The organism is Vibrio sp. RE86 (assembly GCF_013114545.1).
GTDB lineage: Bacteria > Pseudomonadota > Gammaproteobacteria > Enterobacterales > Vibrionaceae > Vibrio.
Genome location: NZ_VTXI01000014.1, coordinates 58,489 through 82,651, shown reverse-complemented (window position 1 = coordinate 82,651; position 24,163 = coordinate 58,489). Strand labels below are relative to the sequence as shown.

At 46.9% G+C, this 24,163-nt stretch carries 23 protein-coding genes and 1 riboswitch; of the genes, 12 read left to right on the top strand and 11 right to left on the bottom strand.

The features are described from left to right. Nucleotides 1-7 precede the first annotated feature (7 nt). A complete protein-coding gene (locus F0231_RS14080; RefSeq protein WP_171760338.1) occupies nucleotides 8-499 on the top strand; it encodes a type II secretion system protein M in 492 nt (163 codons plus the stop codon). Nucleotides 500-503: 4 nt separating this feature from the next. Continuing rightward, the gene (locus F0231_RS14075; protein WP_171760337.1) at nucleotides 504-1,268 is read left to right on the top strand and encodes a type II secretion system protein N; all 765 of its coding nucleotides are present in this window, start codon (nucleotides 504-506) and stop codon (nucleotides 1,266-1,268) included. 49 nt (nucleotides 1,269-1,317) lie between these two features. On the opposite strand, the gene envZ is transcribed toward F0231_RS14075, so the two are convergent. Together envZ and ompR are read right to left on the bottom strand one after the other, a co-directional pair. After that, nucleotides 1,318-2,625, bottom strand: coding sequence for a two-component system sensor histidine kinase EnvZ (envZ, locus tag F0231_RS14070; RefSeq protein ID WP_171760336.1), 1,308 nt, complete (start codon nucleotides 2,623-2,625; stop codon nucleotides 1,318-1,320). Nucleotides 2,626-2,707: 82 nt separating this feature from the next. Further along, entirely contained in the window at nucleotides 2,708-3,427 is a 720-nt protein-coding gene (gene ompR / locus F0231_RS14065; protein WP_171760335.1) for a two-component system response regulator OmpR, read from the bottom strand. Between the two features lie 175 nt (nucleotides 3,428-3,602). Between ompR and greB the strand changes: the two genes are divergently transcribed. Further along, nucleotides 3,603-4,079, top strand: coding sequence for a transcription elongation factor GreB (greB, locus tag F0231_RS14060; RefSeq protein WP_171760334.1), 477 nt, complete (start codon nucleotides 3,603-3,605; stop codon nucleotides 4,077-4,079). Between the two features lie 56 nt (nucleotides 4,080-4,135). Here the strand turns inward: greB and F0231_RS14055 are convergent, their stop codons facing one another. Next, nucleotides 4,136-6,016 carry a RimK/LysX family protein gene (locus tag F0231_RS14055; RefSeq protein ID WP_171760333.1) on the bottom strand — a complete coding sequence of 627 codons (1,881 nt, stop codon included), beginning with the start codon at nucleotides 6,014-6,016 and terminating at the stop codon, nucleotides 4,136-4,138. A gap of 269 nt (nucleotides 6,017-6,285) precedes the next feature. Between F0231_RS14055 and F0231_RS14050 the strand changes: the two genes are divergently transcribed. Next, nucleotides 6,286-8,613, top strand: a complete 2,328-nt coding sequence (locus F0231_RS14050; protein WP_171760332.1) for a Tex family protein — start codon at nucleotides 6,286-6,288, stop codon at nucleotides 8,611-8,613. An 88-nt stretch (nucleotides 8,614-8,701) separates the two neighbouring features. On the opposite strand, the gene F0231_RS14045 is transcribed toward F0231_RS14050, so the two are convergent. Next, nucleotides 8,702-9,172 (bottom strand): ATP-dependent Lon protease, encoded by a 471-nt coding sequence (locus F0231_RS14045; RefSeq protein WP_171760331.1) that lies wholly within the window; start codon nucleotides 9,170-9,172, stop codon nucleotides 8,702-8,704. Between the two features lie 135 nt (nucleotides 9,173-9,307). Beyond that, complete coding sequence (gene bioH / locus F0231_RS14040; protein WP_253825799.1) at nucleotides 9,308-10,069, bottom strand: pimeloyl-ACP methyl ester esterase BioH; 762 nt, start codon at nucleotides 10,067-10,069, stop codon at nucleotides 9,308-9,310. Between the two features lie 239 nt (nucleotides 10,070-10,308). Here bioH and F0231_RS14035 point away from each other — a divergent pair, with 239 nt between their 5' ends. The 4 genes from F0231_RS14035 (at nucleotide 10,309) to cysQ (ending at nucleotide 13,073) form a co-directional block, all read left to right on the top strand. Next, nucleotides 10,309-10,854: a ComF family protein gene (locus tag F0231_RS14035; RefSeq protein ID WP_367613478.1), complete on the top strand. Its 546-nt coding sequence runs from the start codon at nucleotides 10,309-10,311 to the stop codon at nucleotides 10,852-10,854. 86 nt (nucleotides 10,855-10,940) lie between these two features. Further along, nucleotides 10,941-11,528, top strand: a complete 588-nt coding sequence (gene nfuA / locus F0231_RS14030) for a Fe-S biogenesis protein NfuA (RefSeq protein ID WP_171760328.1) — start codon at nucleotides 10,941-10,943, stop codon at nucleotides 11,526-11,528. Between the two features lie 120 nt (nucleotides 11,529-11,648). Continuing rightward, on the top strand, nucleotides 11,649-12,197 hold the full coding sequence (gene nudE / locus F0231_RS14025; RefSeq protein WP_171760327.1) for an ADP compounds hydrolase NudE: 549 nt from the start codon (nucleotides 11,649-11,651) through the stop codon (nucleotides 12,195-12,197). Between the two features lie 48 nt (nucleotides 12,198-12,245). Next, the gene (gene cysQ, locus F0231_RS14020; protein WP_171760326.1) at nucleotides 12,246-13,073 is read left to right on the top strand and encodes a 3'(2'),5'-bisphosphate nucleotidase CysQ; all 828 of its coding nucleotides are present in this window, start codon (nucleotides 12,246-12,248) and stop codon (nucleotides 13,071-13,073) included. 120 nt (nucleotides 13,074-13,193) lie between these two features. Here the strand turns inward: cysQ and recG are convergent, their stop codons facing one another. The 5 genes from recG to gmk all read right to left on the bottom strand — a co-directional run bounded on the left by recG (nucleotide 13,194) and on the right by gmk (nucleotide 19,259). Then, the gene (gene recG, locus F0231_RS14015; RefSeq protein ID WP_171760325.1) at nucleotides 13,194-15,272 is read right to left on the bottom strand and encodes an ATP-dependent DNA helicase RecG; all 2,079 of its coding nucleotides are present in this window, start codon (nucleotides 15,270-15,272) and stop codon (nucleotides 13,194-13,196) included. 73 nt (nucleotides 15,273-15,345) lie between these two features. Then, nucleotides 15,346-16,029 carry a tRNA (guanosine(18)-2'-O)-methyltransferase TrmH gene (trmH, locus tag F0231_RS14010; RefSeq protein WP_171760324.1) on the bottom strand — a complete coding sequence of 228 codons (684 nt, stop codon included), beginning with the start codon at nucleotides 16,027-16,029 and terminating at the stop codon, nucleotides 15,346-15,348. A 75-nt stretch (nucleotides 16,030-16,104) separates the two neighbouring features. Further along, complete coding sequence (gene spoT, locus F0231_RS14005; RefSeq protein ID WP_171760323.1) at nucleotides 16,105-18,228, bottom strand: bifunctional GTP diphosphokinase/guanosine-3',5'-bis pyrophosphate 3'-pyrophosphohydrolase; 2,124 nt, start codon at nucleotides 18,226-18,228, stop codon at nucleotides 16,105-16,107. A 38-nt stretch (nucleotides 18,229-18,266) separates the two neighbouring features. After that, nucleotides 18,267-18,539: a DNA-directed RNA polymerase subunit omega gene (rpoZ, locus tag F0231_RS14000; protein ID WP_004410883.1), complete on the bottom strand. Its 273-nt coding sequence runs from the start codon at nucleotides 18,537-18,539 to the stop codon at nucleotides 18,267-18,269. Nucleotides 18,540-18,635: 96 nt separating this feature from the next. Then, entirely contained in the window at nucleotides 18,636-19,259 is a 624-nt protein-coding gene (gene gmk, locus F0231_RS13995) for a guanylate kinase (protein WP_171760322.1), read from the bottom strand. Between the two features lie 282 nt (nucleotides 19,260-19,541). Next, nucleotides 19,542-19,641, top strand: a riboswitch (purine riboswitch). A 63-nt stretch (nucleotides 19,642-19,704) separates the two neighbouring features. Between gmk and F0231_RS13990 the strand changes: the two genes are divergently transcribed. Together F0231_RS13990 and F0231_RS13985 are read left to right on the top strand one after the other, a co-directional pair. Further along, nucleotides 19,705-21,075, top strand: a complete 1,371-nt coding sequence (locus tag F0231_RS13990; protein ID WP_171760321.1) for an NCS2 family permease — start codon at nucleotides 19,705-19,707, stop codon at nucleotides 21,073-21,075. 109 nt (nucleotides 21,076-21,184) lie between these two features. Continuing rightward, on the top strand, nucleotides 21,185-21,610 hold the full coding sequence (locus F0231_RS13985; RefSeq protein ID WP_171760320.1) for a phosphate-starvation-inducible protein PsiE: 426 nt from the start codon (nucleotides 21,185-21,187) through the stop codon (nucleotides 21,608-21,610). 54 nt (nucleotides 21,611-21,664) lie between these two features. Here F0231_RS13985 and F0231_RS13980 read toward each other — a convergent pair whose 3' ends face one another. Next, entirely contained in the window at nucleotides 21,665-22,531 is an 867-nt protein-coding gene (locus tag F0231_RS13980; protein ID WP_171760319.1) for a YicC/YloC family endoribonuclease, read from the bottom strand. 142 nt (nucleotides 22,532-22,673) lie between these two features. Here F0231_RS13980 and rph point away from each other — a divergent pair, with 142 nt between their 5' ends. Continuing rightward, nucleotides 22,674-23,390, top strand: a complete 717-nt coding sequence (gene rph, locus F0231_RS13975; protein WP_004410877.1) for a ribonuclease PH — start codon at nucleotides 22,674-22,676, stop codon at nucleotides 23,388-23,390. A gap of 117 nt (nucleotides 23,391-23,507) precedes the next feature. Continuing rightward, on the top strand, nucleotides 23,508-24,149 hold the full coding sequence (pyrE, locus tag F0231_RS13970) for an orotate phosphoribosyltransferase (protein ID WP_171760318.1): 642 nt from the start codon (nucleotides 23,508-23,510) through the stop codon (nucleotides 24,147-24,149). The last annotated feature ends 14 nt before the right edge of the window (nucleotides 24,150-24,163 follow it).

Below are 24,163 nucleotides of genomic sequence, written 5' to 3'. Positions count from 1 at the left end.
AGTGACTATGAAGAATTTAATCGCCCCTTTGCAAATGTGGTGGCAGAGTATATCTCAGCGAGAGCAGCGTTTAGTTGTTGTGGGTAGCTTACTTTTAATCCTTGGTGCGCTTTACTGGGGTGTTGTTCAACCTGTGTCAGCGCGAGCTGAGGCGGCGCAAATGAGAATCCAGAGCGAAAAACAGCTTCTCTCCTGGGTAAAAGACAAAGCGGATGAGATTAGCCAGCTTAAAGCTCAAGGTGGCAAGAGTGTTTCCGACTTAGCCATCAACCGAGCAGTGTCATCAAGTGTTGGGCGCTTTAATGTAGAGTTGATTCGTGTCCAGCCGCGCGGTGAAGAGTTTCAAGTGTGGGTGGCGCCGATGCCGTTCAATCAGTTTATGAACTGGGTGACTTTCCTACAAGATACTTATGGAATTGGCGTAGTCTTTCTTGATGTCGATAAAGGCGATAAAGAAGGCCTGATTGAGATTAACCGCCTACAGTTTGGTCGAGGGTAATCGCATGAAGAAAGTCGTTTTATCCACTTTGCTACTCAGTGGTGTATTCATCACGAGTGCGATGGTTCACCTCCCAGCTCAATTTGTCGTTCAATATGCGCCTTTGCCACCACAACTGAGCCTTAAAGGCGTTGAAGGGACGGTATGGCAAGGTTCAGTTAAAAACCTTACCTGGCAGCGTGCTAGCTATGGTGAGGTAACGTGGAAGCTTAATCCGTTTGCTTTGCTTAGCGGTAAAGCGGAGGCGTCGGTACGTTTTGGCCGAGGCAGTGATATTCAGGTTCAAGGTCGAGGTGTCGTTGGCTATTCACTAAGTGGCCTTTATGCTGAAAACCTGGTGGCTTCGCTTCCCATTGAATCTGTATTAAAGTTTGCTCCGCCGATGCCTGTTCCCCTTGAACTTAATGGTCAAGTCGAGCTGAGCTTGCGCTCGTTCCAATATGGAGCGCCTTATTGCCAATCGGCGCAGGGCAGTGTGGTATGGAATACAGACGTGATTGGCTCACCATTGGCTGAACTTAATGTTGGTCCTGTGATTGCTGAGTTTAATTGCCAAGATAATCAGATTGAATTGAGTGGCGATCAGCAGAGCCAACAGGTCGCCAGTGGCTTAACCGCAAAGCTTGATGCGAATCGTCAGTACAGCGCATCGGTCTGGTTTAAGCCAGGCTCTGAGTTCCCGAATGAACTTCAGCAGCAATTGCAGTGGTTGCCAACCGAACCAGATAACCAAGGACGTTACCCGTTCAGTTATCAAGGGCGCTTGTAAAAATTACGAAATGAGAAGGGGCTGCAATTTACGCAGCCCCTTTTTTATTTTACTTTTTCACTGGGAAGCTGAGCTGAACTTTCAAGCCGCCACCGCTGCGATTATTGACGATTACAGATCCATTGTGTTGGCTGACGATGCGTTTGACGATCGCAAGCCCAAGACCAGTGCCTTCGCTACCTCGCGCGGTATCACCACGGGTGAAGGGTTCGAACAACTTACCAATTTGGCTCTGTTCAATACCAGGACCATTGTCCTCAATACAGACCCAAACCAATTTATTGTCTGCTGTGATGCCGGTGCTCATGCGAATCCAACCATTGCCATAACGAATGGCATTGACCACTAGGTTGCTCACTGCGCGTTTTATAGCGATGGAACTGCCCAATGTCTCCTTCATTGGCTGGTGGAGCTCAGTTTCGATTTGAACTTCATAGCCCCCCTCGGAAGATGCAACATCATTGGCGATATCATTGAGGTCGACAGGAATGAACGACTCTTTATTGACGGGCTTTAGGTAGTCCATAAATTGGCTGATGATCTCATTACACTCCTCGGTATCACTAATGATGCCTTCGGCTAGGTAGCTATCTTCAGGTGACATCATTTCAGTCGCAAGACGAATTCGAGTAAGAGGAGTTCGCAAGTCATGACTGATACCTGCCATAAGTAGCGCTCGGTCTTCCTCTAAGGCTTGGATACCTTTAGACATCTGGTTAAAGGCACGAGTTACCGAGCGAATCTCTGACGCCCCTTTCTCTGGTAACGGCGGTGGGATCTCGCCTCGACCCACCCCTTTTGCGGCTTTTTCTAGCGCAATCAAAGGTCGGTTTTGCAGTCGGATGAACAGCCAGCCGCCTGCGATAATCAGCAAGGCCATTATTAAGCTATTGCGAAATAGAGGCGTGAAGTCCTCTTCTTGCAACTCAGACAAGGGAATACGAAGTAGTGAGTCAGGTAGTGAGTCAATCTTCATCCAGAGCACGTAGCTGTCTGTCCCTAGCATCATGCGTACATCAGTTGGAGAGCCGAGCTCGTGGCTCATCTCCTCACTCATTAAATCTATCGTCACAGCATGATGGTATTCTTCGGCAATAGGGCTATCTTTCGCGTGTATGGTGACGCCAAGTTGCTCTAGCACACGTCTACGCAGCGGTGCATCCATAGCTAAACCATCTTCGAGCTGAGCAGAGTCATCGAGCATTAGGTTGATCTCATGGCCGAGAATCTTGTTGAATTGCTGCAAGCTTGGCATCAGTGCGTAGTTAAAAACGGCGTAATAGGAGTAGACCTGACTGGCGATAAGAAGGGTCAAAAAGATGATGATGGATTGAGTAAATGAGCTGCGAATGCGCATAACACCAACCTTGTGCGATGAGCTGTGATCAAAAACAAAGAGTGCGAGACAGGGTCTCGCACTCAATCAATAAGTTGTTCGTTTAGGCTTCTTTGCCATCTGGGACAAAAACGTAGCCTAATCCCCATACGGTCTGAATATAGCGTGGTTTACTTGGATCCACTTCAAGCATACGGCGCAGGCGAGAGATTTGAACGTCAATTGAACGCTCCATCGCCGAGTATTCACGGCCGCGTGCCATATTCATTAACTTATCACGAGACATAGGTTCACGAGCGTTAGTGACAAGCGCTTTCAGTACGGCAAACTCACCTGAGGTAAGAGGCATGGTTTCGTCACCACGGAACATTTCACGTGTGCCTAAGTTTAGACGAAAATCACCAAACTCAACGACAGACTCTTCGCTGCTTGGGGCACCTGGGAGTTCCGTGGTCTGGCGGCGAAGGACGGCTTTGATACGTGCTAACAGTTCACGCGGGTTAAATGGTTTTGGTAGGTAATCGTCAGCACCCACTTCAAGACCCACGATACGGTCGATCTCATCACCTTTTGCCGTCAGCATCAAAATAGGCAGTGTGCTGTTTGCGTTACGCAGGCGACGACAAATAGAGAGGCCATCTTCACCGGGCAGCATTAAATCTAATACCATCAAGTGGAAAGTTTCACGCGTTAGCAGGCGGTCCATCTGCTCACTGTTTGCAACACTACGAACTTGAAATCCTTGTTCAGACAAGTAACGCTCTAGTAGTGCACGAAGTCGTGCATCATCATCTACAACTAAGATTTTATGATTTTCTTGCATGTAATGGTTCCACCTATTGAATAAGCTCACGCTAAATCAGAGTGACTATGTAGTCACCTATTTGCGTAGCTTAAAATGTAACACTGTTCTAGCGTTAAGGGCGCAAAGAATTGTTAACGTTTATTTCCTTTTTAGCTAATGTATATCGGAACTGCAATTTAATAGCGTCAGAAATATGAAAACAAACCTAATAACGAGAGAAGGTTACGATCGACTCAAGAAAGAGCTCGATTTTTTATGGAGAGAAGATCGCCCAGAAGTGACCAAGAAAGTGACTTGGGCTGCGAGTCTTGGTGACCGAAGTGAAAATGCTGATTACCAGTACAACAAGAAGCGTCTTCGGGAGATAGATCGCCGTGTTCGTTATCTGCGTAAGCGACTAGAACAGGTCAAAGTGGTGGATTACTCTTCTCAGCAGGAGGGTAAAGTGTTCTTTGGTGCTTGGGTTGAGATTGAAAATGAAGAGGGTGAAACCAAAGCGTTTCGTATCGTTGGGCCGGATGAAATTTATGGCGACGCCAAAGGATACATCTCGATTGACTCACCCATGGCGCGCGCACTACTCAAAAAAGAAGTGGACGATGAGTTCAGTGTGAAAACACCAGATGGATACAAAGAGTGGTTTGTTAATAGTATTCGTTACAGTGAATAATGAACTAAGCCCCGTACGAAACGGGGCTTAGTTATTAAGGTGTTTGATTGCTTAGGTTACTTCTCGTAGTCTGGCTTTTCCGTCACGATAAAGTCGGTATCACTGGCAACCACAGCGCCGTATTTAAGGAAGTTTTTACCTAGAATCATGCTGTAATGGAAGCGACTACGATCTTGAAGGTTGACTCGAATTTTCTTCTCTAGCTCTCCAAGTGTTACCTGCATTTCGACAACAGGGCGAATGTTCGCTTTCTCTCCCTCTTTTGCGGTAATGGTCATGGTATCGACCACTTCTCGGGTTAGCTTCTTCTTCATGCCTAGGTCATTTTCATAAGTGAAGCTGACCATCTGCTTGCCCTCTTTTTCGAATAGCTTAATGTTTTGTGCGTTCATTGAACTGACGTCGGCGCCAGTATCCAGTTTCACAGGAAACGCCATACCCTCTACTGTTGCGACTTCAATGTGGCCTGCTTTAAACAGTGGGTAAGCATCAAGAAGGTTTTCTGTACGTGTGTTGATAAGTACGCCACTTTTCGACATTTTTTGTCCGATAACAAAGTGGTCTTCAGTCTCGTCTTCACCTAATACATCGATCGCGTAAGGCAGTTCGACTAGCTTGCCGGATAGGTTGAAAACACCAAACACAACGGGTCGCACTGAATCCCCAACACGAAGCTTCTTATTAATGGGTTTGGAGAACTGTTTTACATCGCCATCAGTCGTGTTGAGATAATAGGTTACCCAGTCTTTGCCTTTCTCTTCGTACATTTCAAAGCTTGCTACTTTGAGTAGTGGTGTTTTCACCCGTAGGGAAGGGGCGGCTTTTAATTCGATGCCATCTAGAGTCAAACGCTCTTCACCAGATACTTGCAGCGCTTTTGATTTATTATTGAAAGTCTTAGGTGAATCATCAAGCAATGACGTTTGGTTGGTCGCAATCATAAAGCGTTTATTGAGTGTACCTTTACCAACGCGAAGTTGGGTGCTGTAGTTGCTGCGGTCAGTGAGATAAACCATCCAATGTTGGCTTTTATTGCCCTTGGCGTTGATTGGGACGAAAACCAACGGCTTCTCTTCACCAGAGACATTGAGCATACGTACCAGCGGGCGAGTTAAATTGGCTTGGTTGCCTTGCTTATCTTCGATGGTGAACGAGACCTGTTGAGACTTCTCATCCACTTTGATGTTGGTTGCGTGCAGTGAGCTGTAGTTGTTTTGTAGCGAGTAGCTGATTTTCTGTTTTACGCCATCAATCGAGACACTCTCTTTTTTACCGATCAGCTGCGCTTGTTTTTGCTCTTGTAGGTAGTCGTAGCCTGCAAATACCCAAGCGTTGTTATCAAGGAAGGTTTTACCAACTAAAAACGGTGCAGAGAACTGAGTGCGATTGGTTAGGTTGACATCGGTCATCACGGTTCGGCCAGCGATGGTTAAAGGAATGTTGATAGTCGGGCGAACGAGAGGTTTCTTGCTTGTGCGACTGCGGATCACACTGATACGTTCAAGATCATCACTGATCTCTATCTCTTCCCCAGTGTGTGGGTGAGTCACCGTAAATGAAACTATCACTTTGTAATCGGCAAATACGCTTTTGTCCCACTCTTTATAGGAAATGTCGTCTATTGGGTCATAATCGATGAGGGCTCGCATTAACTCTTCATCTTTGAGCTTGCTGAATTTTGGGTGTGCGCTGCTGACGTGAATGTTATCTGCATGCATAGAGGTTGTATCGGCACCTGTGTCAATCTTGCCTGCGAAGGAGATGCCATCAAGTTCTGGAATGTCGTTAAGATAGACACTCTCAACTCGACCTAAAACCAGTTTGTCGTCAAGTTGATAGAGTGGGGCTTGTGTGGTTGCAGATAATGTCTCAGCCCAAGAGATGGAAGAGGCCATTAATGACCCGGCTAGAGCGATAGCCAATGACAGTTTATGCATTCTTGTTTTCCGTGTCTGTCTAAGAAAAAAGTCGTCGTTATATAAGATAGTAGGCAGTTTCAAATGAATAAGTTTCGAATTTATCTCTGTTTTGACACAATTTTGACCGATGTCCTACTTTGCGGCGGGATTTTTAGCCTAAATTTTCGCCCTGCGTCGAAACCATTGCAAAATCTGGCAGTTACCCCAATATATTGAACATACCTACCGGCGTTTGAGCGCAATGAGGCGCACGCTGACAATCACATTAGAATTAAGAGAACACACGGATGAGCCAAGCTATCTGTAATTTGATTGCTCAGGAACTGAATGTACGTTCTGAGCAAGTAATCGCTGCTGTTAACCTTATTGATGATGGCAATACCGTTCCATTCATTGCACGTTACCGAAAAGAGGTGACCGGTGGGTTAGATGATACCCAACTGCGTAATCTTGATAGCCGTCTTAGCTACCTGCGTGAGCTAGATGAACGTCGTCAAACCATCCTCAAATCGATTCAAGAGCAAGGCAAACTGACCTCTCAACTTGAAGCAGAAATCAACCAAGCGGATAGCAAGACTCGACTTGAAGACTTGTACCTTCCATACAAACCAAAGCGTCGTACCAAAGGCCAAATTGCGATTGAAGCAGGTCTAGAACCATTAGCTGATTTGTTGTGGAACGAGCCACAAACTGAGCCAGAGTCTGAAGCGACCAAATACATTGATGCGGATAAGGGCATAGCAGATAGCAAAGCGGCACTCGATGGTGCGCGCGCCATTATCATGGAACGTATCGCTGAAGATGCCAATCTGCTTGAAAAGGTTCGTCTTCACCTTACTCGTAATGCAGAGTTGGTGGCGCGAGTTGTGGATGGTAAGCAGCAAGAGGGCGAGAAATTTAAAGACTATTTCGAGCACAACGAAGCGTTGAGTAAAGTGCCGTCTCACCGTGCTCTTGCTATGCTACGTGGCCGAAATGAAGGCTTCTTAACGCTCGCTATGAACGCTGACCCTGAGCAAGAAGAGGGCGCACGTCAGTCTTACTGTGAAACCATCATTAGTGATCATTACGGTATTTCACTCAGCAGTGCTCCAGCGGATGCATGGCGTAAACAAGTGATCAGTTGGGCATGGCGCATCAAGGTCTCTATGCACATGGAAACCGAGTTGATGGGTGCCATGAAAGAGCGCGCTGAAATCGAAGCGATTGAAGTGTTCGCTACCAACCTAAAAGACTTATTGATGGCGGCGCCGGCAGGCCCTCGTGCTACGTTGGGTCTTGATCCGGGTCTTCGTACTGGTTCTAAAATTGCTGTGGTTGACTCGACAGGTAAAGTACTCGCAACTGAGACGATTTACCCGCATCCACCACAAAAGCAGTACGACAAATCTGCACAAGTCGTTGACGCCTTGGTGCGAAAATACAACGTCGATTTGATTGCGATTGGTAACGGTACCGCTTCACGTGAAACAGACAGCTTTGTCGCTGACCTTATTAACCGCGGTAACCTCAAAGTACAGAAGATCATGGTCAGTGAAGCTGGCGCTTCGGTTTACTCTGCGTCTGAACTGGCTGCAAAAGAGTTTCCGAACCTAGATGTGTCACTACGTGGTGCGGTGTCGATTGCTCGTCGTCTGCAAGACCCACTGGCTGAGCTAGTGAAAATTGACCCGAAATCGATCGGTGTGGGCCAATACCAGCACGATGTGAGCCAATCAATGCTGGCAAAACGTCTAGATGCCGTGGTTGAAGACTGTGTAAACGCCGTAGGTGTGGATGTGAATACGGCCTCTCCAGCATTGTTGACGCGTGTTGCAGGTCTATCGAGCACAATTGCGCAGAACATTGTCGATTATCGTGATGAAAATGGCCGCTTTGAAGCACGTACGACATTGAAGAAGGTCGCTCGTCTTGGGCCTAAAGCTTTCGAGCAGTGTGCAGGCTTCTTGCGCATTATGGATGGCAAGAACCCACTTGATGCATCATCGGTTCACCCTGAAGCGTACCCTGTGGTCAAAGCAATTGCTGAGAAGAACCAAAAAGATGTGAAAGGCTTGATTGGTGACACGCAGTTCTTACGTGGCCTGCACGCAGTGGATTACACCGATGATAACTTTGGTGTTCCAACAGTGAGCGACATCATCAAAGAGTTAGACAAACCAGGCCGAGATCCTCGCCCTGAGTTTAAAACGGCGACCTTTGCTGACGGTGTGAACTCGGTGTCTGACTTAGAGCCAGGCATGATCTTAGAGGGTGTGGTATCGAATGTGGCAAACTTTGGTGCGTTCGTTGATATTGGTGTTCACCAAGATGGTTTAGTGCATATTTCAGCGCTGACGGATCGTTATGTTTCTGACCCTCGAGAGGTGGTCAAAGCGGGTGACATCGTGAAAGTAAAAGTGATGGAAGTGGACGTGCAGCGTAAGCGTATTGGCCTTTCTATGCGCCTTAACGATGAACCAGGCCAAGACAACCGTTCACAGCGTTCAAGTGCTCCAGGTGGCCAACAACGTCAAGGTCAGCGCGATAACCGCCAGCGCAGCGACTCAAGCAGTCAAGGCAACAATGCAATGGGCGGAGCGTTTGCCGCGGCCTTTGCTAAAGCGAAACGCTAACGCGCGAAGTGACCCAAAAGACAAATCCCCGCAGTAGTGATACTGGCGGGGATTTTTTTTCGGTATTTCCCATAGAAAACCATAGGGACTACAACACCGCAATGACATCAGAAGGAGTATTTGGGGCAACAGCATGACCGTAATGGAATTTAATTACAGTTCTGCGCTTTGCCATTGTCCCTTCTGCTATCGCCGCATCGATTATGCGCTTCGGCAAGCGAAAACGCATGGCATAGCCTTTACCTTGATGTTCGCTATAACTGTGTAATGACAGCAGTTGGAAAAGCCTATCGAGTGCACTCTCTGGCTTCGCCTGATAAGTTGAAATAGCTCCTTCATCTTCTTCCGTCTCGTAGCCTGGGTGCTCTGATGGATCCCATGAAGATTGCTTTCGTCGCTTATCATCTGCGGTAATTTTTCGTTCAGCGTTACTCTTAGCTAATGCTACTGGTGGAGCAATCGGCTCGCGCACTTTGTTATCACGTGCTGCTTGTTCCGTTTGTACATTAACCGATGGGGCGATAAGTGGAACACTTACGTTCGTAGGTGATACGAGCATCGTTTGGTCTCCTCACGCCCAACCTTAGAAGCGATTCACTTCGTGGGTTAGTCTATTTATCGACCAATCTCGCCAAAGGTTTAATACTAATTAGCAACCTGTTGCACTTATGGTGACAGCTCAGAGAAGAACTGGCTAATTAATAAAAGCGCGAACTTGTTGGCAGAAGCTGTCTAACTCAGTCATAAACGGAGCGTGAGAAGATTCGTTAAAGGTAAAGCTTTCGCTATGGGGGATAAGCGCATCCACATCGGTCGCGACTTTGACGGGCACCAGACCATCAAGACGACCATAGAGGCGAAGCGTCGGAATGGTGAGTCCCTCCAGTTCAGCTCGATAGTCAATATCCGCAAGTAAGTTTAGACCGGCCAATAGTGATGCCGGATTCGGGCTTGGTCGTGAAAGTACGGCTTTCTTAAGTTGTTTTACGTCTTGGCGAGCAGAGGGGCTGCCCATCGCTTGCAGGGCCATAAAACGCTCGATGGTGAGCTGAAAATCTTCAACCAACTGCTCAGTAAAAGCAGACAGCACTTTAGGCTGAATGCCTCGCCATGGTCTTTCTGCGGCAAATTTTGGTGAGCTCGCAACCGTGATGAGCTGTTTTACTCGCTGCGGATGGTTTAGAGCAATATGTGTGGCTAATAAGCCTCCGAGTGACCAACCTAACCAAGTGGCATGTTCGGGTGCGTCACGCAGTACCTGCTCGGCTAAATCATCCATATTGCTGAAAGAGGCTTGATGGCTATGGCCAAACCCGGGCAGGTCGACGACATGAACACGATAGTGCTGGCTGAGAGCTTCGACGGTTTGTTGCCAAACGGCTCCGTTCATACCCCAACCATGGACAAGTACGATCTCTTCTCCCTCACCGTTGGTTTGCCAGTACAGAGTTTCCATTTTGCTCTCATTAAGTGCCACTATATCCATCCTTAAACTTACCATCTACACCAGACAATAGGTGCGAGTTCATTGTATGAGTGGCTGCCATGTTAGCGCAAAGAGTGGGGAAATACATCGCGGACCTGTTGCCCGTTGACTGTGAGTTATGCCGTTTACCCTTGAATAAGGAGGAAGGGCCTTTCTGTCACTGTTGCCTTGAACACTTTCAACCGCAACCCCGTTGCCAACGATGTGGTTTGCCGACAGCTGTTAACATGGCAATGTGTGGTTTATGTTTGGTTAAGCCACCGCTTTGGCAAGGGATCTATTGCGTAGGTGATTATCAAGCGCCCCTCTCGGATTATGTTCATCGCTTGAAATACGAACGTCAGTTCTGGCAAGCAACAAAACTATCTCAGTTGTTGTCACCAAGGATTGATCATCCTGCTGATGTGGTAACCAGTGTACCGCTGCATTGGGCGCGACATTGGGCAAGAGGCTTTAACCAAAGCGAACTGATCGCAATTGAGTTGGCAAAGCAACTCAATCGACCTTATCAACCTCTTTTCCGCCGAACGCGCGCAACACCACAGCAAAAAGGGTTAAACAAGCAACAAAGACAGCACAATCTCGACGCTGCGTTCGAACTAAAATCTGACATCTCCGCCAGTCATGTCGCAATTGTTGATGATGTTCTAACCACAGGAAGTACGGTGCATCATTTATGTAAATTACTGCTTGATGCAGGCGTGAAAACCGTTGATATTTACTGCATCTGCCGGACTCCTGAACCTTCACGCTAGTCGATTTTTACCAAAAGGCTAGATCTTGAAATTTTGAGGAGTAGAATGGTGACTAAATAGCCTACAAATTTACTCAGGTATTCGTCGTGTCAAATCCTATTACTATTACAGAAAACGCTCAGTCGCACTTTGCGAACCTACTGAGCCAACAGCCAGAAGGCACAAACATTCGCGTATTCGTTGTAAACCCAGGAACTCAGAATGCTGAGTGTGGCGTTTCTTACTGTCCTACTGAAGCGATAGAAGCGACGGATACTGAGTTTGCTTACGCAGATTTTTCTGCTTACGTAGACGAATTGAGCTTACCGTTCCTTGAAGATGCAGAAATTGACTTTGTCACTGACAAAATGGGTTCTCAGCTAACACTGAAAGCACCAAACGCGAAAATGCGTAAAGTTTCTGATGATGCACCGCTTGTAGAGCGAGTTGAGTATGTTATCCAAACTCAGGTTAACCCACAGCTTGCTGGTCACGGTGGTCATGTAAGCCTAGTTGAAATTACAGACCAAGGTGTTGCGATTGTTGCCTTTGGTGGTGGTTGTAACGGTTGTTCTATGGTTGACGTAACACTGAAAGAAGGCATCGAGAAAGAGTTGTTACAACAGTTCGAAGGTGAACTATCAGCGGTACGTGATGCAACAGAGCATGACCGTGGTGAGCACTCTTACTACTAAGTGATAGCTCAATATTGAATGAAACGAGAGGGTTGGCAAATTTGCCAACCCTTTTTTGTTTTCAAATAGCTATGATTTCTCATATATTAATATCTTCAACTTTTGCTAAGGAACGGGCTTGTGGCTAAACGTACTCCACCAGAAATACTTGATAAACAAACCGTTGCACAGTCTCGACTGTTTGCTATTGAGGCGCTTGATCTACGCTTCAGTAATGGTGAAGAGCGTACTTATGAACGGATGAAGCCGAGTGGTCGTAATGCCGTGATGATGGTGCCGATTACTGAGCAAGGTGATATTTTGTTGGTGCGAGAGTACGCAGCGGGTACAGAACGCTATGAACTTGGCTTTCCTAAAGGTTTGATTGACCCAGGAGAGAGTGCTGAGCAAGCCGCGATTCGAGAGTTGAAAGAGGAAATAGGCCAAGGGGCGAATAAGTTGACGCCACTGAAAGAGGTGGTCTTAGCTCCTTCTTATTTCTCAAGCAAAATGACCTTATTTATCGCCGAAGATCTATACTCAGAAAAATTAGAAGGTGATGAACCTGAACCATTAGATGTGGTTCGTTGGCCGTTAGCGCAAGCTGAAGAACTGCTGACGCACCTCGACTTTAGTGAAGCGCGTAGTATTACTGCGCTATTACTCGCTCTGCGCATTCTAAAACAATAATTATCTTCTTGATGTAAAGGAGTGAAGCGCAAGCGCAAAGGAATTTTTATGCCAATAACAGAAGACCTTTCCCATCATTTACCCTCCGTTATCGAAATTGCTCGTTCGGCTGGGCAGTTAACTCTCGATATTTACGAGAAGAAAGAGTACGAAGCGTTTACCAAAAGCGACGAAACCCCAGTGACCAGTGCTGATATCGCTGCACACAAGTTGATCGTTGAAAAGCTGACTGACTTAACGCCAGATATCCCGGTGCTTTCTGAAGAAGCGGCGGATATTAGCCTAGAGAAGCGGTCTCAGTGGAATAGATACTGGCTGGTGGACCCGCTTGATGGAACCCAAGAGTTTATTGCTCGCAGTGGTGACTTTGCCACCATCATTGCTCTGATTGAGAATAACAAACCCGTGATGGGCGTCGTTTACGGCCCAGTTTCAGGGGTAACCTACTATGCATATCAAGGTAAAGGTGCTTGGAAGATCCCTGATCTTAATGAAAGCGTTCGAATTAAAACGCATCAGCACGATGGCCCTAAGAGTCCGATTGCGATGGCCATCAGTCGCCGCCAAGACATCAATCGCATCACCAGCCGTATGAGTAGCGCGTGGAATTATGATCTTGTTCCATTGGGCTCTGCTGCTCTTAAAGCTTGCTTAGTCGCGGAAGGGGCTGTGGATTGTTACTTACGTTTAGGCCCGACAGGTGAGTGGGATACCGCGGCAACCCAATGTATTGTGGAAGAAGCGGGTGGGCGTATCTTGAGTACTCAACTTGAGCCACTTTCCTACAATGAGCGTGATACATTAGAGAACCCGAACTTTATTGTTTTGGGCGATGAAAACTTGCCTTGGGGCGAGATCCTGCAAGTGAAGGACTGATAAGTCCTTATAGTCATTCCATAGAGTGACGAAGGAGCGAGTAGGGAGTCTTTTTAAGTTCTCTACTTGCGTTAAGCGATCCCTAACACCTCCGTTCCTCACTCTTGAGGGTGACAGTTATTACGCCTTCGAATAGACATCCCTATCACCCAACCAACGGTCAATAATCGCAACCGCATTCTCAGGATAATTATCATGAATGTGACGGGCGATGCGCTGAACTTCGGGAATTAATCTCTGATCACGCACTAAATCGGCAATCTTGAAATCGGCCATACCTGTCTGTTTGGTGCCCAATAGTTCTCCCGGGCCCCGGATCTCTAAATCACGCTGAGCAATAACAAAGCCATCGTTACTTTCACGCAGTACGCTTAAGCGTTTTTGCGCTGTTTTTGATAGCGGTGAATGGTAGAGCAATACACAGTGACTCGCGACGCTACCACGACCTACACGGCCTCTTAGCTGGTGGAGCTGAGCAAGGCCAAGTCGCTCTGGGTTTTCGATGATCATCAGGCTTGAGTTTGGTACATCCACACCGACTTCAATGACCGTCGTCGCAACCAATAGGTGGAGTTTATTGTCTTTAAAGTCCTGCATCACGGCTTGTTTTTCGGCAGGTTTCATTCGGCCGTGAACCAAACCGATTTTGACGTCTGGTAGCTTACGTTGCAGATCTTCTGCGGTATCGGCGGCAGCTTGTGCTTCTAGCACTTCAGACTCATCGATCAGGGTACAGACCCAGTAAGCTTGCTTACCTTCATTCAAACAAGCATGACGAACGCGTTCGACGATATCATCACGCTTGGTGTCAGGGATCGCGACGGTTTGAATCGGTGTTCGGCCTGGCGGTAGTTCATCGATAATTGAGGTTTCAAGATCCGCATATGCTGTCATCGCCAAAGTACGAGGAATCGGTGTGGCTGTCATGATTAATTGGTGTGGGAAAGCACCTTGTCTTTCGCCTTTCTCACGCAGTTCCAAACGCTGATGAACACCAAAACGGTGCTGCTCATCAATAATCACTAGTGCAAGGTGATGAAACTCAACATGCTCTTGGAACAGCGCGTGGGTACCAACGACCATTTGCGCTTCGCCACTGGCAATATTCGCCAGCTCTGCCTCTTTCGCTTTGCCTTTGAGTTTACCCGCGAGCCAGCCGACTTTAATCCCCATGGGGTCAAGCCAATTGGCAAAGTTGATGGCATGTTGCTCTGCGAGTAGTTCGGTTGGTGCCATGAGAGCGACTTGGTAGCCATGCTCTAAAGCTCTGACTGCCGCTAATGCGGCTACTAGGGTTTTACCCGAGCCAACATCCCCTTGAACCAAACGCATCATTGGGTGTGGTTTTTCTAGGTCCTGCTCAATCTCTTTGACCACTCTGGCTTGGGCATTTGTCGGTGAGAAGGGTAACTGATCAAGCAGCTTTTGCTTTAGAGAGTCCTTTGGTGCTAAAGGTAAAGCTGCGTCTTTTTGGCCCTTGCTACGAACTGAAAGCATCGATAGGTTCTGAGCCAGTAACTCCTCCATAATGAGACGAATCTGAGCAGGGTGTTTACCTTCATCAAATTGTTCTAAGTCGATGTTTGGCTGAGGCCGATGGATAGTATGCAGAGCTTGTGCAAGTGTGGTTTGCTGATCGTAAAGCCCATTCGGCAGGAGCTCTTGAACCGCCGCTTTATCGAGTAACTCGAGTGCTTGTTCAGTGAGGTTGCGCAGTGTGATTTGACGTAAACCGTCTGTGGTTGGATAGACAGGCGTCAAAGTTTGCTCGACATCGGCTTTTTGGTTCGGCGCATAAAATTTGTAGTCAGGGTGAACGATTTCGAGCCCATAGCCACCGCGTTTTATTTCACCATAAGCGTGTACGGTTTTACCTTCAGCAAAATTGTTTTTCATCCCTGCGGAAAAATTGAAAAAACGCAGCGTAATCGTGCCGTTACCATCGCTGATTTTTACCGCCAACATCTTTCGTTTGCCAAACAGGGTATCGACGCTCATCACTTTACCTTGCACGGCAGCCCAGAGTCCTGCGTGCAGTTTAGCGATGGGATAGATTCGAGTGCGATCTTCATAGCGAAGAGGAAGGTGAAAGAGAAGATCTTGAACGGTGACGAGCCCAACCTTTGCTAGCTTCTCTGCGACTTTGGCTCCGACACCAGTCAGTGAAGTTAAAGGAATAGCAGATAGCAGTTGGGACATAAAAAGCTCGATAAGTCGTTCTATAAGTTAGTAATAGTTAACCACCGAGCTGTGTTTTTGTACAGGGAAAATACTACTTCTTCTGCATCTCTGCCCACCAGTCGTCGTCTGCAACGATCTGACCTTGGTCGTCTAGTGGTGGGTATGCGAGGCCTTTGCGCTTCGCGACCTTTGCTAGGACAGGGTGGCCACGTTCAAACAGTAGGCGGTGAATCGTCTCTTCAGGTACTGAACTCACTTCATTGTCGTACATGCCAGCCGCTTCACGTTGACGCTGTGCTTCGTACAAGATCACGGCACTGGCTACTGAAACATTGAGTGACTGAACCATGCCAACCATAGGCACAATGATATCCTGATCAGCAAGCTGCTTGGCTTTTTCAGAAGCACCGACTTTCTCACTGCCTAAGATAATGGCTGTTGGTTTGGTGTAGTCAATCTCGCGGAAATCAACGGCGGTGTCAGAGAGGTTGGTAACCAGTACTTGCATACCTTGAGCTTTGAGCTCGGTGATGGCGTCTTCGATTGAGTCATGAGTATCGACATCAACCCAGTTACGTGCGCCCGCTGAAGTATGGCTTAGGGTGCGCATTTCGTTAGGCCACACAGCATGAATCTTATGGATACCCGTGGCGTCCGCAGTTCGGATCACTGCCGAGACATTGTTAGGTTTGTGCACCTCTTCAAGACACAGAGTTAGGTCTGCTTGACGAGCTTTTAATACTTCTTGAATTCGGTGGTAGCGTTCTAAATTCATAATGACTCTTCAATTACAAAAATGCCCTTGAAACCAGAAGCTTCAAGGACATTTATATTCTATTTTTTGTCCGAGTTAGTTTCGGCGGCGACGTACTTTTAGCGTGTGTGGCATCGCTTTAATCTTACGCATAATACCCGCTAGATGAACGCGATCTTTAGTCGTTAGCAGAACGGTCACTGTGTATAGGCGACCATCACGCTCTTCCGTCGATAGACCGTGAATATTCGAACCCGTCTTCGAAATAACGTTAGTCAGTTCGGCTAGTGCACCTTGGCGGTTTTGCACATCGACGGTGACTTCAGTAATGAACTCTTTGTCGTAATCTTCAGACCATTCGACCGCCATGTACTTGTCTGGCTCTTTTTGGTAGCCACGTACGTTTGGACACATCTCACGGTGAACAACCAAGCCACGGCCTGGTGATACATGCGCAATGATGTGATCGTCTGGGATCGGGTGACAACAGTTGGCAAACGTCAGCAATATACCTTCCGCACCACGGATAGGCAGTTTCTTCTTGTTTGCATCTTCACTGCCGCTTTCAACTTCAGTCAGCTCGTCGGCATCACCTAGTAAGCGTCGTGCAATCACGATACTCATCAGTTCACCTAGACCAATATCTGCCAATAAGTCATCCAGCGACTCGATTTTAAGATCACCCAATACATGGCTGATGTTATCTTCGCTGATGTCGGACAGAGAATGCTCACCTAGAGCGTGATTTAGTAGGCGGCGACCTAGTGTGATTGACTCTTCACGGCGCATTGTTTTCAGAACCTGACGGATCTTAGTACGAGCGCGTGATGTCACCACATAGTTAAGCCATGCGGCATTTGGCCTTGCTCCAGGCGCACTGATGATTTCAATCGTCTGGCCGTTTTTCAGAGACTTACTCAGTGGATACGGATTGCGATCAACGCGAGCACCCACACACGTGTTACCTACGTCAGTGTGCACTGCATAAGCAAAGTCTACTGCTGTTGCGCCTACCGGCAATTCAACGATACGACCTTTTGGCGTAAAGACATAAATCTCATCTGGGAACAGATCCGATTTAACGTTCTCGATAAATTCGAATGAGTTACCCGCACTTTGTTGAAGCTCAAGTAGGCTTTGCATCCAACGTTGTGCTTTAACCTGAGCCGTTGTGCCAGTGCGATCGCCATTACCTTTGTATGACCAGTGTGCTGCGACACCTTTGTCTGCCATCTGATCCATATCTTCAGTACGGATCTGAACTTCAACAGGGACACCGTGAGGGCCAACCATTGACGTATGAATCGATTGGTAGCCGTTCGCTTTTGGTACGGCAATATAATCTTTCATGCGGCCTGGACGTGGCTTATACAGGCTATGCACCTGACCAAGCACTCGGTAACAGGTATCTGCGTTATCAACAACAACACGGAACGCGTAAATGTCCATTATGGTATGGAAACGCTGCTCTTTGGTCTTCATCTTGTTGTAGATGGAGAAAAGGTTCTTTTCTCGGCCAAACACACGAGCTGTCAGACCTACTTCTTCAAGGCGACCTTCAATCTCAGTGTGGATACGCTGAATCATCTCTTTACGGTTACCACGCGCGGCTTTCACTACTTCTTTAAGAACGCGATAACGGTTCGGGTAGAGCGCTTCAAAGCCAAGTTCTTCTAACTCAGTTTTGATGTTGTGGATACCAAGGCGGTGCGCCAAAGGAGAGTAAATTTCTAGCGTTTCACGTGCGATACGACGTTTTTTGTCTGGACGAAGCGCGCCAAGTGTACGCATGTTATGAGTACGGTCAGCAAGCTTAATCAGAATAACGCGGATGTCTTGCACCATGGCAAGAACCATCTTACGGAAGTTTTCAGCCTGTGCTTCCTTGCGATCACGGAACTTAAGCTTATCAAGCTTAGATACGCCATCCACAAGCTCAGCAACGGTATTGCCAAATTGAGCTTCTAGCTCCTCTTTGGTGACTTCAGTGTCTTCGATTACGTCGTGAAGCAGAGCTGCTTGGAGTGTCTCGATATCAAGGCGCATTTCAGCCAAGATTCGAGCAACAGCAACAGGGTGGATGATATAAGGTTCGCCGCTAGAGCGGGTTTGCCCTTCATGGGCATCTTTCGCTACCACATAAGATTGACGCAGAGCCTCAATTTGAGGCTCTGTTAGGTATTCTTGGGCAACGTCTTTAAGGCTATCAAATAGATACAAACTTTAGGCCCGGAAGATAGTTGTAAAAGAGGGGCGAATTAACGGCTGTGAGCGATGCTGCTTACAGCGGCTAGTTCAGCGGCTTCTTGCTCTTGCTGCTCTTGACGCTCACGTGCATCAAGGATCTCTTTAGTGATAAGGCCTTCTTCGATTTCGCGTAGAGCGATAACCGTTTGCTTATCATTCTCCTCTGGCACTAGTGAATCTTTGCCACCAGTTTGCATTTGACGAGCGCGGCGTGCCGCAATTAGAACTAGGTCGAAACGGTTGCCAACTTTTTCAACAGCGTCTTGAACAGTTACGCGTGCCATGAGAACTCCAAATTAGTTAACTAAAATTTTGAATGACGAGAAATTATACAGGCTGACAGTTCCTAGTGTCTAGGATCTGTTTGTGTTTCCTGATATTTACTCAGCTAAAAGCGCATCAAGCATGCCTTTATATTTAGCAGCTTGCTTGTCTTGCTTCAATCTTTCTGCGCGGATGATTGCTTTAAAGTCCATCAGTGCAGTGTCGAAATCGTCATTTACGATTACGTAATCGTATTCGCTGTAGTGTGAGATTTCTGATTTTGCTTCCGCCATGCGCTTAGCAATGACGGCATCGCTATCCTGACCACGAGCATTTAGGCGACGCTCTAGCTCACCGTTTGATGGTGGCAGGATGAACAGGCTTTTTGCTTGAGGCATTTGTTCACGAATCTGACGAGCGCCTTGCCAGTCAATATCTAGGAACACATCAATGCCTTTATCTAGGTTGCTTTCAATCCAAACCTGTGAGGTGCCGTAGTAGTTGCCGAACACTTCTGCGTACTCAAGGAACTCGCCTTTAGCAATCAGATCTTCAAAGTGCTCCTTTTGAACAAAGTGGTAGTGGACACCATCTTGCTCGCCTGGGCGCATGCCACGAGTTGTATGAGAGACCGACACTTTCATCGCGTAGGTTGGGTTAGTTTCTAGCATGGCTGAAATCAGACTAGATTTTCCAGCACCACTTGGTGCAGATACGATATATAGAGTGCCTTTACCCATAGGTACGATCTCACATTTGGATTGATAACCGTCAGCAGAGACATGCTGACATATATAAAGATAGCACTGACCCGTTTGATACACCGAAGTGGTGAAATTTAGGCCAGAAAAATGGAGGCGAAGAGTAGCATAATACGGCTATTTAGGACAACTAGATTCACTTTTGAGCCTATTGATAGCTTGGGTTTGTCAATCATCTTGATATTGATGCAGAGCAATCGTTCGCTTGTTTTTGTGAATCTGCTCAAATAATCGTTGAGTTTTTATTCGACTTCCTTACAATTCGCGCAAACGATTAAATGCTGTATATGTCTGATGAAATGGATTAGATGTTTCTACCGCTAAGCCTACCTTAGTAACTACAGTTTTTAGTGGCGACACTCTCCTTTTTTCGCTCACAGCATTTGTACCGTTATCCCTTAATTTTAATCGTATAGGTTTTATTGTGAGTCTCGATTCAACCCTTAAAGCGCAGAAAAACTCTGGCATGCTTGAGTCTGTGTTTAAACTCTCTGAGCGAAAAACAACCCTAGGTACAGAGCTGTACGCTGGCTTTATTACCTTCTTAGCCATGAGCTATATCTTAGCGGTAAACCCAGCTATTTTGGGTGGTATTCCTGGGATGGATAAAGGTGCAGTCTTTACCGCAACAGCACTTGCAGCGGCGATTGCGACGTTCATTATGGGCGTATGGGGTAATTACCCAGTGATGCTAGCACCAGGTATGAGCATGAATGGCTTCTTCAAAGGGATGTTGCTAAGTGGCTCGGTTGCTCTGGTTTGGAATGAAGCACTATTTGGTATCTTCCTATCGGGTGTGGTTTATTTACTGCTCTCTTTGACCAACATTCGTAAGTCTCTGATTGAATCGATTCCAGATGATCTTAAAAATGCGATTACCGTCTCTCTTGGTCTCTTCATTGCGTTTTTAGGTCTCAAAAACGCGGGCATCATTGTTGATAACAAGTTTGTTCTAGTTGGTATGGGTAATATTGCTGACCCACAAGTGATCATCGCTTATATCAGTATTTTCATCGCACTAGGCTGCATGGTTCGTGATATCAAACTGGCGACGTTTATCTCGTTTATCAGTGCGATTATCTTGACGGTTGTGGCGGATATGGTGATGGGAACATCTAATGCGCCAATCCCAGCAGACATTATCACTGCACCACCAAGCATGGCAGGCACATTTGGCGCAATCTTTGATTTCTCAGGTCTGACTGCCGATAAGATGTTTGATCTAATGTTCGTCGTTCTCATCTTCCTGATTGTCGACTTCTTTGATGGCATGAGCACGATTGTCGGTGTTGGCCGAGATGCGGGTATCATTGATAAAGATGGTAAGGTGCCAAATGCTCGCTCTGCTCTGGTTGCCGATGCGGGTGGTACTGTGATTGGTTCGGTACTAGGTACAACGTCAATCACAGCCTTCTCAGAATCGGGTATCGCGTCTTCACAAGGTGCAAAAACGGGTCTTGCTGCAGTGGTGGTTTCAGGTTTGTTCCTTGTTTCTCTATTCCTTTACCCGCTGTTTTCGATTTTCTCGGCAGCCATGGTTGCGCCAGCGATGGTGGTCGTGGGTATCTACATGATTGGCCGTTTAGGTCAGATTAACTGGGACAAGAAAGAGTCTCGTATTGCTTCTTTCTTTACCATTATGTTTACGGTACTGAGCTTCTCTCCAGCGAACGGTATGGCAATGGGCTTTATCAGCTACGCATTCACTATGGTTGTGGCAGGCAAAGGAAAAGACGTACATCCAATTATCTATGCACTGTCTGTGGTGTTCTTAGCGTACCTACTGCTGCTGTAAACCTCAGAGCTATGAGTGGTTATCGACTAAAGAATGATAACCACTCACTTCTCTGTCATGCTTCTCATGTTAAAATGATTCTTAAATCGTTTTCTCTCGGGTTGAGGTTATGCCGTCCCATCTTCCTAGTGCTTTTAGTAAGCCATTTCTAAAAATATTCCACCTGCTTGAGGCTGTGCTGCTCATCGCGATCACGCTCGCGACCTTGTATGCCATCGTGGAAGAGTTTGTCCATGTCTTCACAGAAAAGCGCGTCTTGTTGACCGATATTCTATTGATGTTTATCTATCTCGAAGTGCTCGCGATGGTGAAGCAATTTGTGATGAACGGTAAGATTCCTGTCCGTTACCCAATCTATATTGCGATGATGGCGATAGCGCGTTACATCACTTTGGGGATGAAAGAGATGGACTCCACGTTAGTGGTTTGGCTGTCAGTTGCGGCGTTGATTTTGGCGGTAGCCACCATGGTGATTCGAGTCGGGCACCATTATTGGCCGTATGTCGATAGAACGACGCACGAGAAAGATGAGTAATCAGAAAACAAAAAAGCCCGCGATGATCGCGGGCTTCGTTTTTAGAACGAAAGCTTATTCGATGTTTTGGATCTGCTCACGCATCTGTTCAATCAGAACTTTCAGCTCAACACCGGATGCTGTGATGTCTGTGCTGATTGACTTAGACGCTAGCGTGTTTGATTCACGGTTAAACTCTTGCATCATAAAGTCTAGACGGCGGCCACATGCGCCACCTTTTTTCAAGATGTTAGTCGCTTCTTTCACGTGAGAGTCTAGGCGGTCTAGTTCTTCGGCTACATCAGATTTTTGTGCTAGTAAGATAAGCTCTTGCTCAACACGAGAAGGTTCTAGCTCAACTTTCGCTTCTTCAAATTTCGAGAACAGTCGCTCACGTTGCCATTCTAAAATTTCAGGCATACGCGCACGTACTTTTACTACTTCGTCAGTAATAGCATCTAGACGCTGAACGATAAGTGCTTTCATGTTTTCGCCTTCACGGCCACGTGCTTCAATGAAGTCAGTCACTGCTTCATCAAATGCGCCAAGTAGGTCTTTGTTCACCGCATCCATATCTTGCTCAGATGTTTCCATTACACCTGGCCAGTTCATTACTTGGAATGGGTTTAGACGGCTTTCTTCACCAGTCATTTTCATCACTTGATTTGCAGCGTTGATCACTTGCTGTGCTAGGTTTTCGTTGATGCTTAACTCACCTTTTGCAGCAGGGTTTGCTTCAAAGCGCAACGCACACTCAACTTTACCGCGAGCTAAGCGCTTACGGAAACGCTCACGCAATACTGGCTCTAGGCCACGGAACTGCTCTGGCAGACGGAAGTAGGTTTCAAGGTAGCGTTGGTTAACACTACGAATTTCCCATACGGCACTGCCCCAATCGCCTTTCACTTCTTTACGTGCGTAGGCTGTCATACTGTAGATCATCGAATTTTCCTGTTTAATCATCTTTGAAAATAACGCGAGGCAATAGTAGCACAAATCCCAGACTGATAGCTTTGAAGAGCAAACTTCGCTATAATCCTGCTCCAACCAAAAACGTCTCCCCCTTCATATAAGGTAGATGCCCATGCGTCCAAACGATCGCAAGGCGGACCAAGTTCGCCCAATCAAAATTACTCGTAACTACACAGCTTATGCAGAAGGTTCTGTATTGGTTGAATTCGGCAATACAAAAGTACTTTGTAATGCGACCGTTGAAGAGAACGTTCCACGCTGGCTAAAAGGTCAGGGTAAAGGCTGGGTAACCGCTGAGTACGGTATGCTTCCACGCTCTACACACTCGCGCATGCGTCGTGAAGCGGCGAGCGGTAAGCAAGGTGGTCGTACGATGGAAATCCAACGTCTGATTGCTCGTAGCCTACGTGCTGTCGTTGACTTAGAAGCGATGGGTGAAATCATGGTGACAGTAGACTGTGATGTTATTCAGGCTGATGGCGGTACGCGTACAGCGTCTATCTCTGGTGCGAGCGTTGCGATGGCAGATGCATTCCAACATCTAGTTGAAAAGGGCAAGCTAAAAGCGAATCCAATGAAGGGCCATGTAGCAGCGGTATCAGTAGGCATTTTAGGTGAAGATATCCTGTGTGACTTGGAGTACACAGAAGATTCAGCAGCCGATACCGATATGAACGTTGTGATGACCGAAGATGGTCGCATGATCGAAGTTCAAGGCACGGCAGAGGGCGAACCATTCACCCACGCTGAGCTGATGAAGTTGCTGGAGTCGGCGACCAAAGGTATTACCGAGATCGTAGCGGCGCAGAAGGCGGCGTTAGAAAATTGATTTTTATAGCTTCCCCTAAAAAGGAAGCTATTTTTTTATCAAGATTTAGTGAAGGCTAAGTTTTGATCTGTTTATAAACCGTCTAGACAACTAGACCTTTTATTTAGAGAGAAAGTAATGAAAGCATACCAGCGTGAATTTATTGAGTTTGCACTAGAGAAAGAAGTCCTAAAATTTGGCGAGTTTACTTTAAAGTCTGGCCGTAAGAGCCCGTACTTCTTTAACGCTGGTCTTTTCAATACTGGCCGTGATCTAGCGCGTCTAGGTCGTTTTTACGCAGCAGCGTTAGCGGATTCTGGCATTGAGTTCGACGTACTATTCGGCCCTGCATATAAAGGTATTCCAATTGCGACGACGACAGCGGTTGCACTTGCTGATCATTACGATGTGGATACGCCTTACTGTTTCAACCGTAAAGAAGCAAAAAATCACGGTGAAGGCGGTAACCTAGTAGGTAGCGCACTTGAAGGCCGAATTATGCTTGTTGATGATGTGATTACAGCAGGTACAGCAATCCGTGAGTCTATGGAAATTATTCAAGCAAACGGTGCAGATCTTGCCGGCGTGCTAGTAGCAATTGACCGCCAAGAGAAAGGCAAGGGTGAGCTGTCGGCAATCCAAGAAGTTGAGCGTGACTTTGGCTGCGCAATTATCTCAATTGTTAGCCTGACTGACCTAGTGACTTTCCTAGAAGAGAAAGGTACTGACGCAGAACATCTAGAAGCAGTAAAAGCGTACCGCGCTGAGTACGGCATTTAATCGCTTCAATACCA

What these genes read in the sequence shown, in the direction of transcription:
- F0231_RS14080 (WP_171760338.1), top strand. Translation starts at nt 8, where the DNA reads ATGAAGAATTTAATCGCCCCTTTGCAAATGTGGTGGCAGAGTATATCT.
- F0231_RS14075 (WP_171760337.1), top strand. Translation starts at nt 504, where the DNA reads ATGAAGAAAGTCGTTTTATCCACTTTGCTACTCAGTGGTGTATTCATC.
- envZ (WP_171760336.1), bottom strand. Translation starts at nt 2,625, where the DNA reads ATGCGCATTCGCAGCTCATTTACTCAATCCATCATCATCTTTTTGACC.
- ompR (WP_171760335.1), bottom strand. Translation starts at nt 3,427, where the DNA reads ATGCAAGAAAATCATAAAATCTTAGTTGTAGATGATGATGCACGACTT.
- greB (WP_171760334.1), top strand. Translation starts at nt 3,603, where the DNA reads ATGAAAACAAACCTAATAACGAGAGAAGGTTACGATCGACTCAAGAAA.
- F0231_RS14055 (WP_171760333.1), bottom strand. Translation starts at nt 6,016, where the DNA reads ATGCATAAACTGTCATTGGCTATCGCTCTAGCCGGGTCATTAATGGCC.
- F0231_RS14050 (WP_171760332.1), top strand. Translation starts at nt 6,286, where the DNA reads ATGAGCCAAGCTATCTGTAATTTGATTGCTCAGGAACTGAATGTACGT.
- F0231_RS14045 (WP_171760331.1), bottom strand. Translation starts at nt 9,172, where the DNA reads ATGCTCGTATCACCTACGAACGTAAGTGTTCCACTTATCGCCCCATCG.
- bioH (WP_253825799.1), bottom strand. Translation starts at nt 10,069, where the DNA reads ATGGAAACTCTGTACTGGCAAACCAACGGTGAGGGAGAAGAGATCGTA.
- cysQ (WP_171760326.1), top strand. Translation starts at nt 12,246, where the DNA reads ATGCCAATAACAGAAGACCTTTCCCATCATTTACCCTCCGTTATCGAA.
- recG (WP_171760325.1), bottom strand. Translation starts at nt 15,272, where the DNA reads ATGTCCCAACTGCTATCTGCTATTCCTTTAACTTCACTGACTGGTGTC.
- trmH (WP_171760324.1), bottom strand. Translation starts at nt 16,029, where the DNA reads ATGAATTTAGAACGCTACCACCGAATTCAAGAAGTATTAAAAGCTCGT.
- rpoZ (WP_004410883.1), bottom strand. Translation starts at nt 18,539, where the DNA reads ATGGCACGCGTAACTGTTCAAGACGCTGTTGAAAAAGTTGGCAACCGT.
- gmk (WP_171760322.1), bottom strand. Translation starts at nt 19,259, where the DNA reads ATGGGTAAAGGCACTCTATATATCGTATCTGCACCAAGTGGTGCTGGA.
- F0231_RS13985 (WP_171760320.1), top strand. Translation starts at nt 21,185, where the DNA reads ATGCCGTCCCATCTTCCTAGTGCTTTTAGTAAGCCATTTCTAAAAATA.
- F0231_RS13980 (WP_171760319.1), bottom strand. Translation starts at nt 22,531, where the DNA reads ATGATCTACAGTATGACAGCCTACGCACGTAAAGAAGTGAAAGGCGAT.
- rph (WP_004410877.1), top strand. Translation starts at nt 22,674, where the DNA reads ATGCGTCCAAACGATCGCAAGGCGGACCAAGTTCGCCCAATCAAAATT.
- pyrE (WP_171760318.1), top strand. Translation starts at nt 23,508, where the DNA reads ATGAAAGCATACCAGCGTGAATTTATTGAGTTTGCACTAGAGAAAGAA.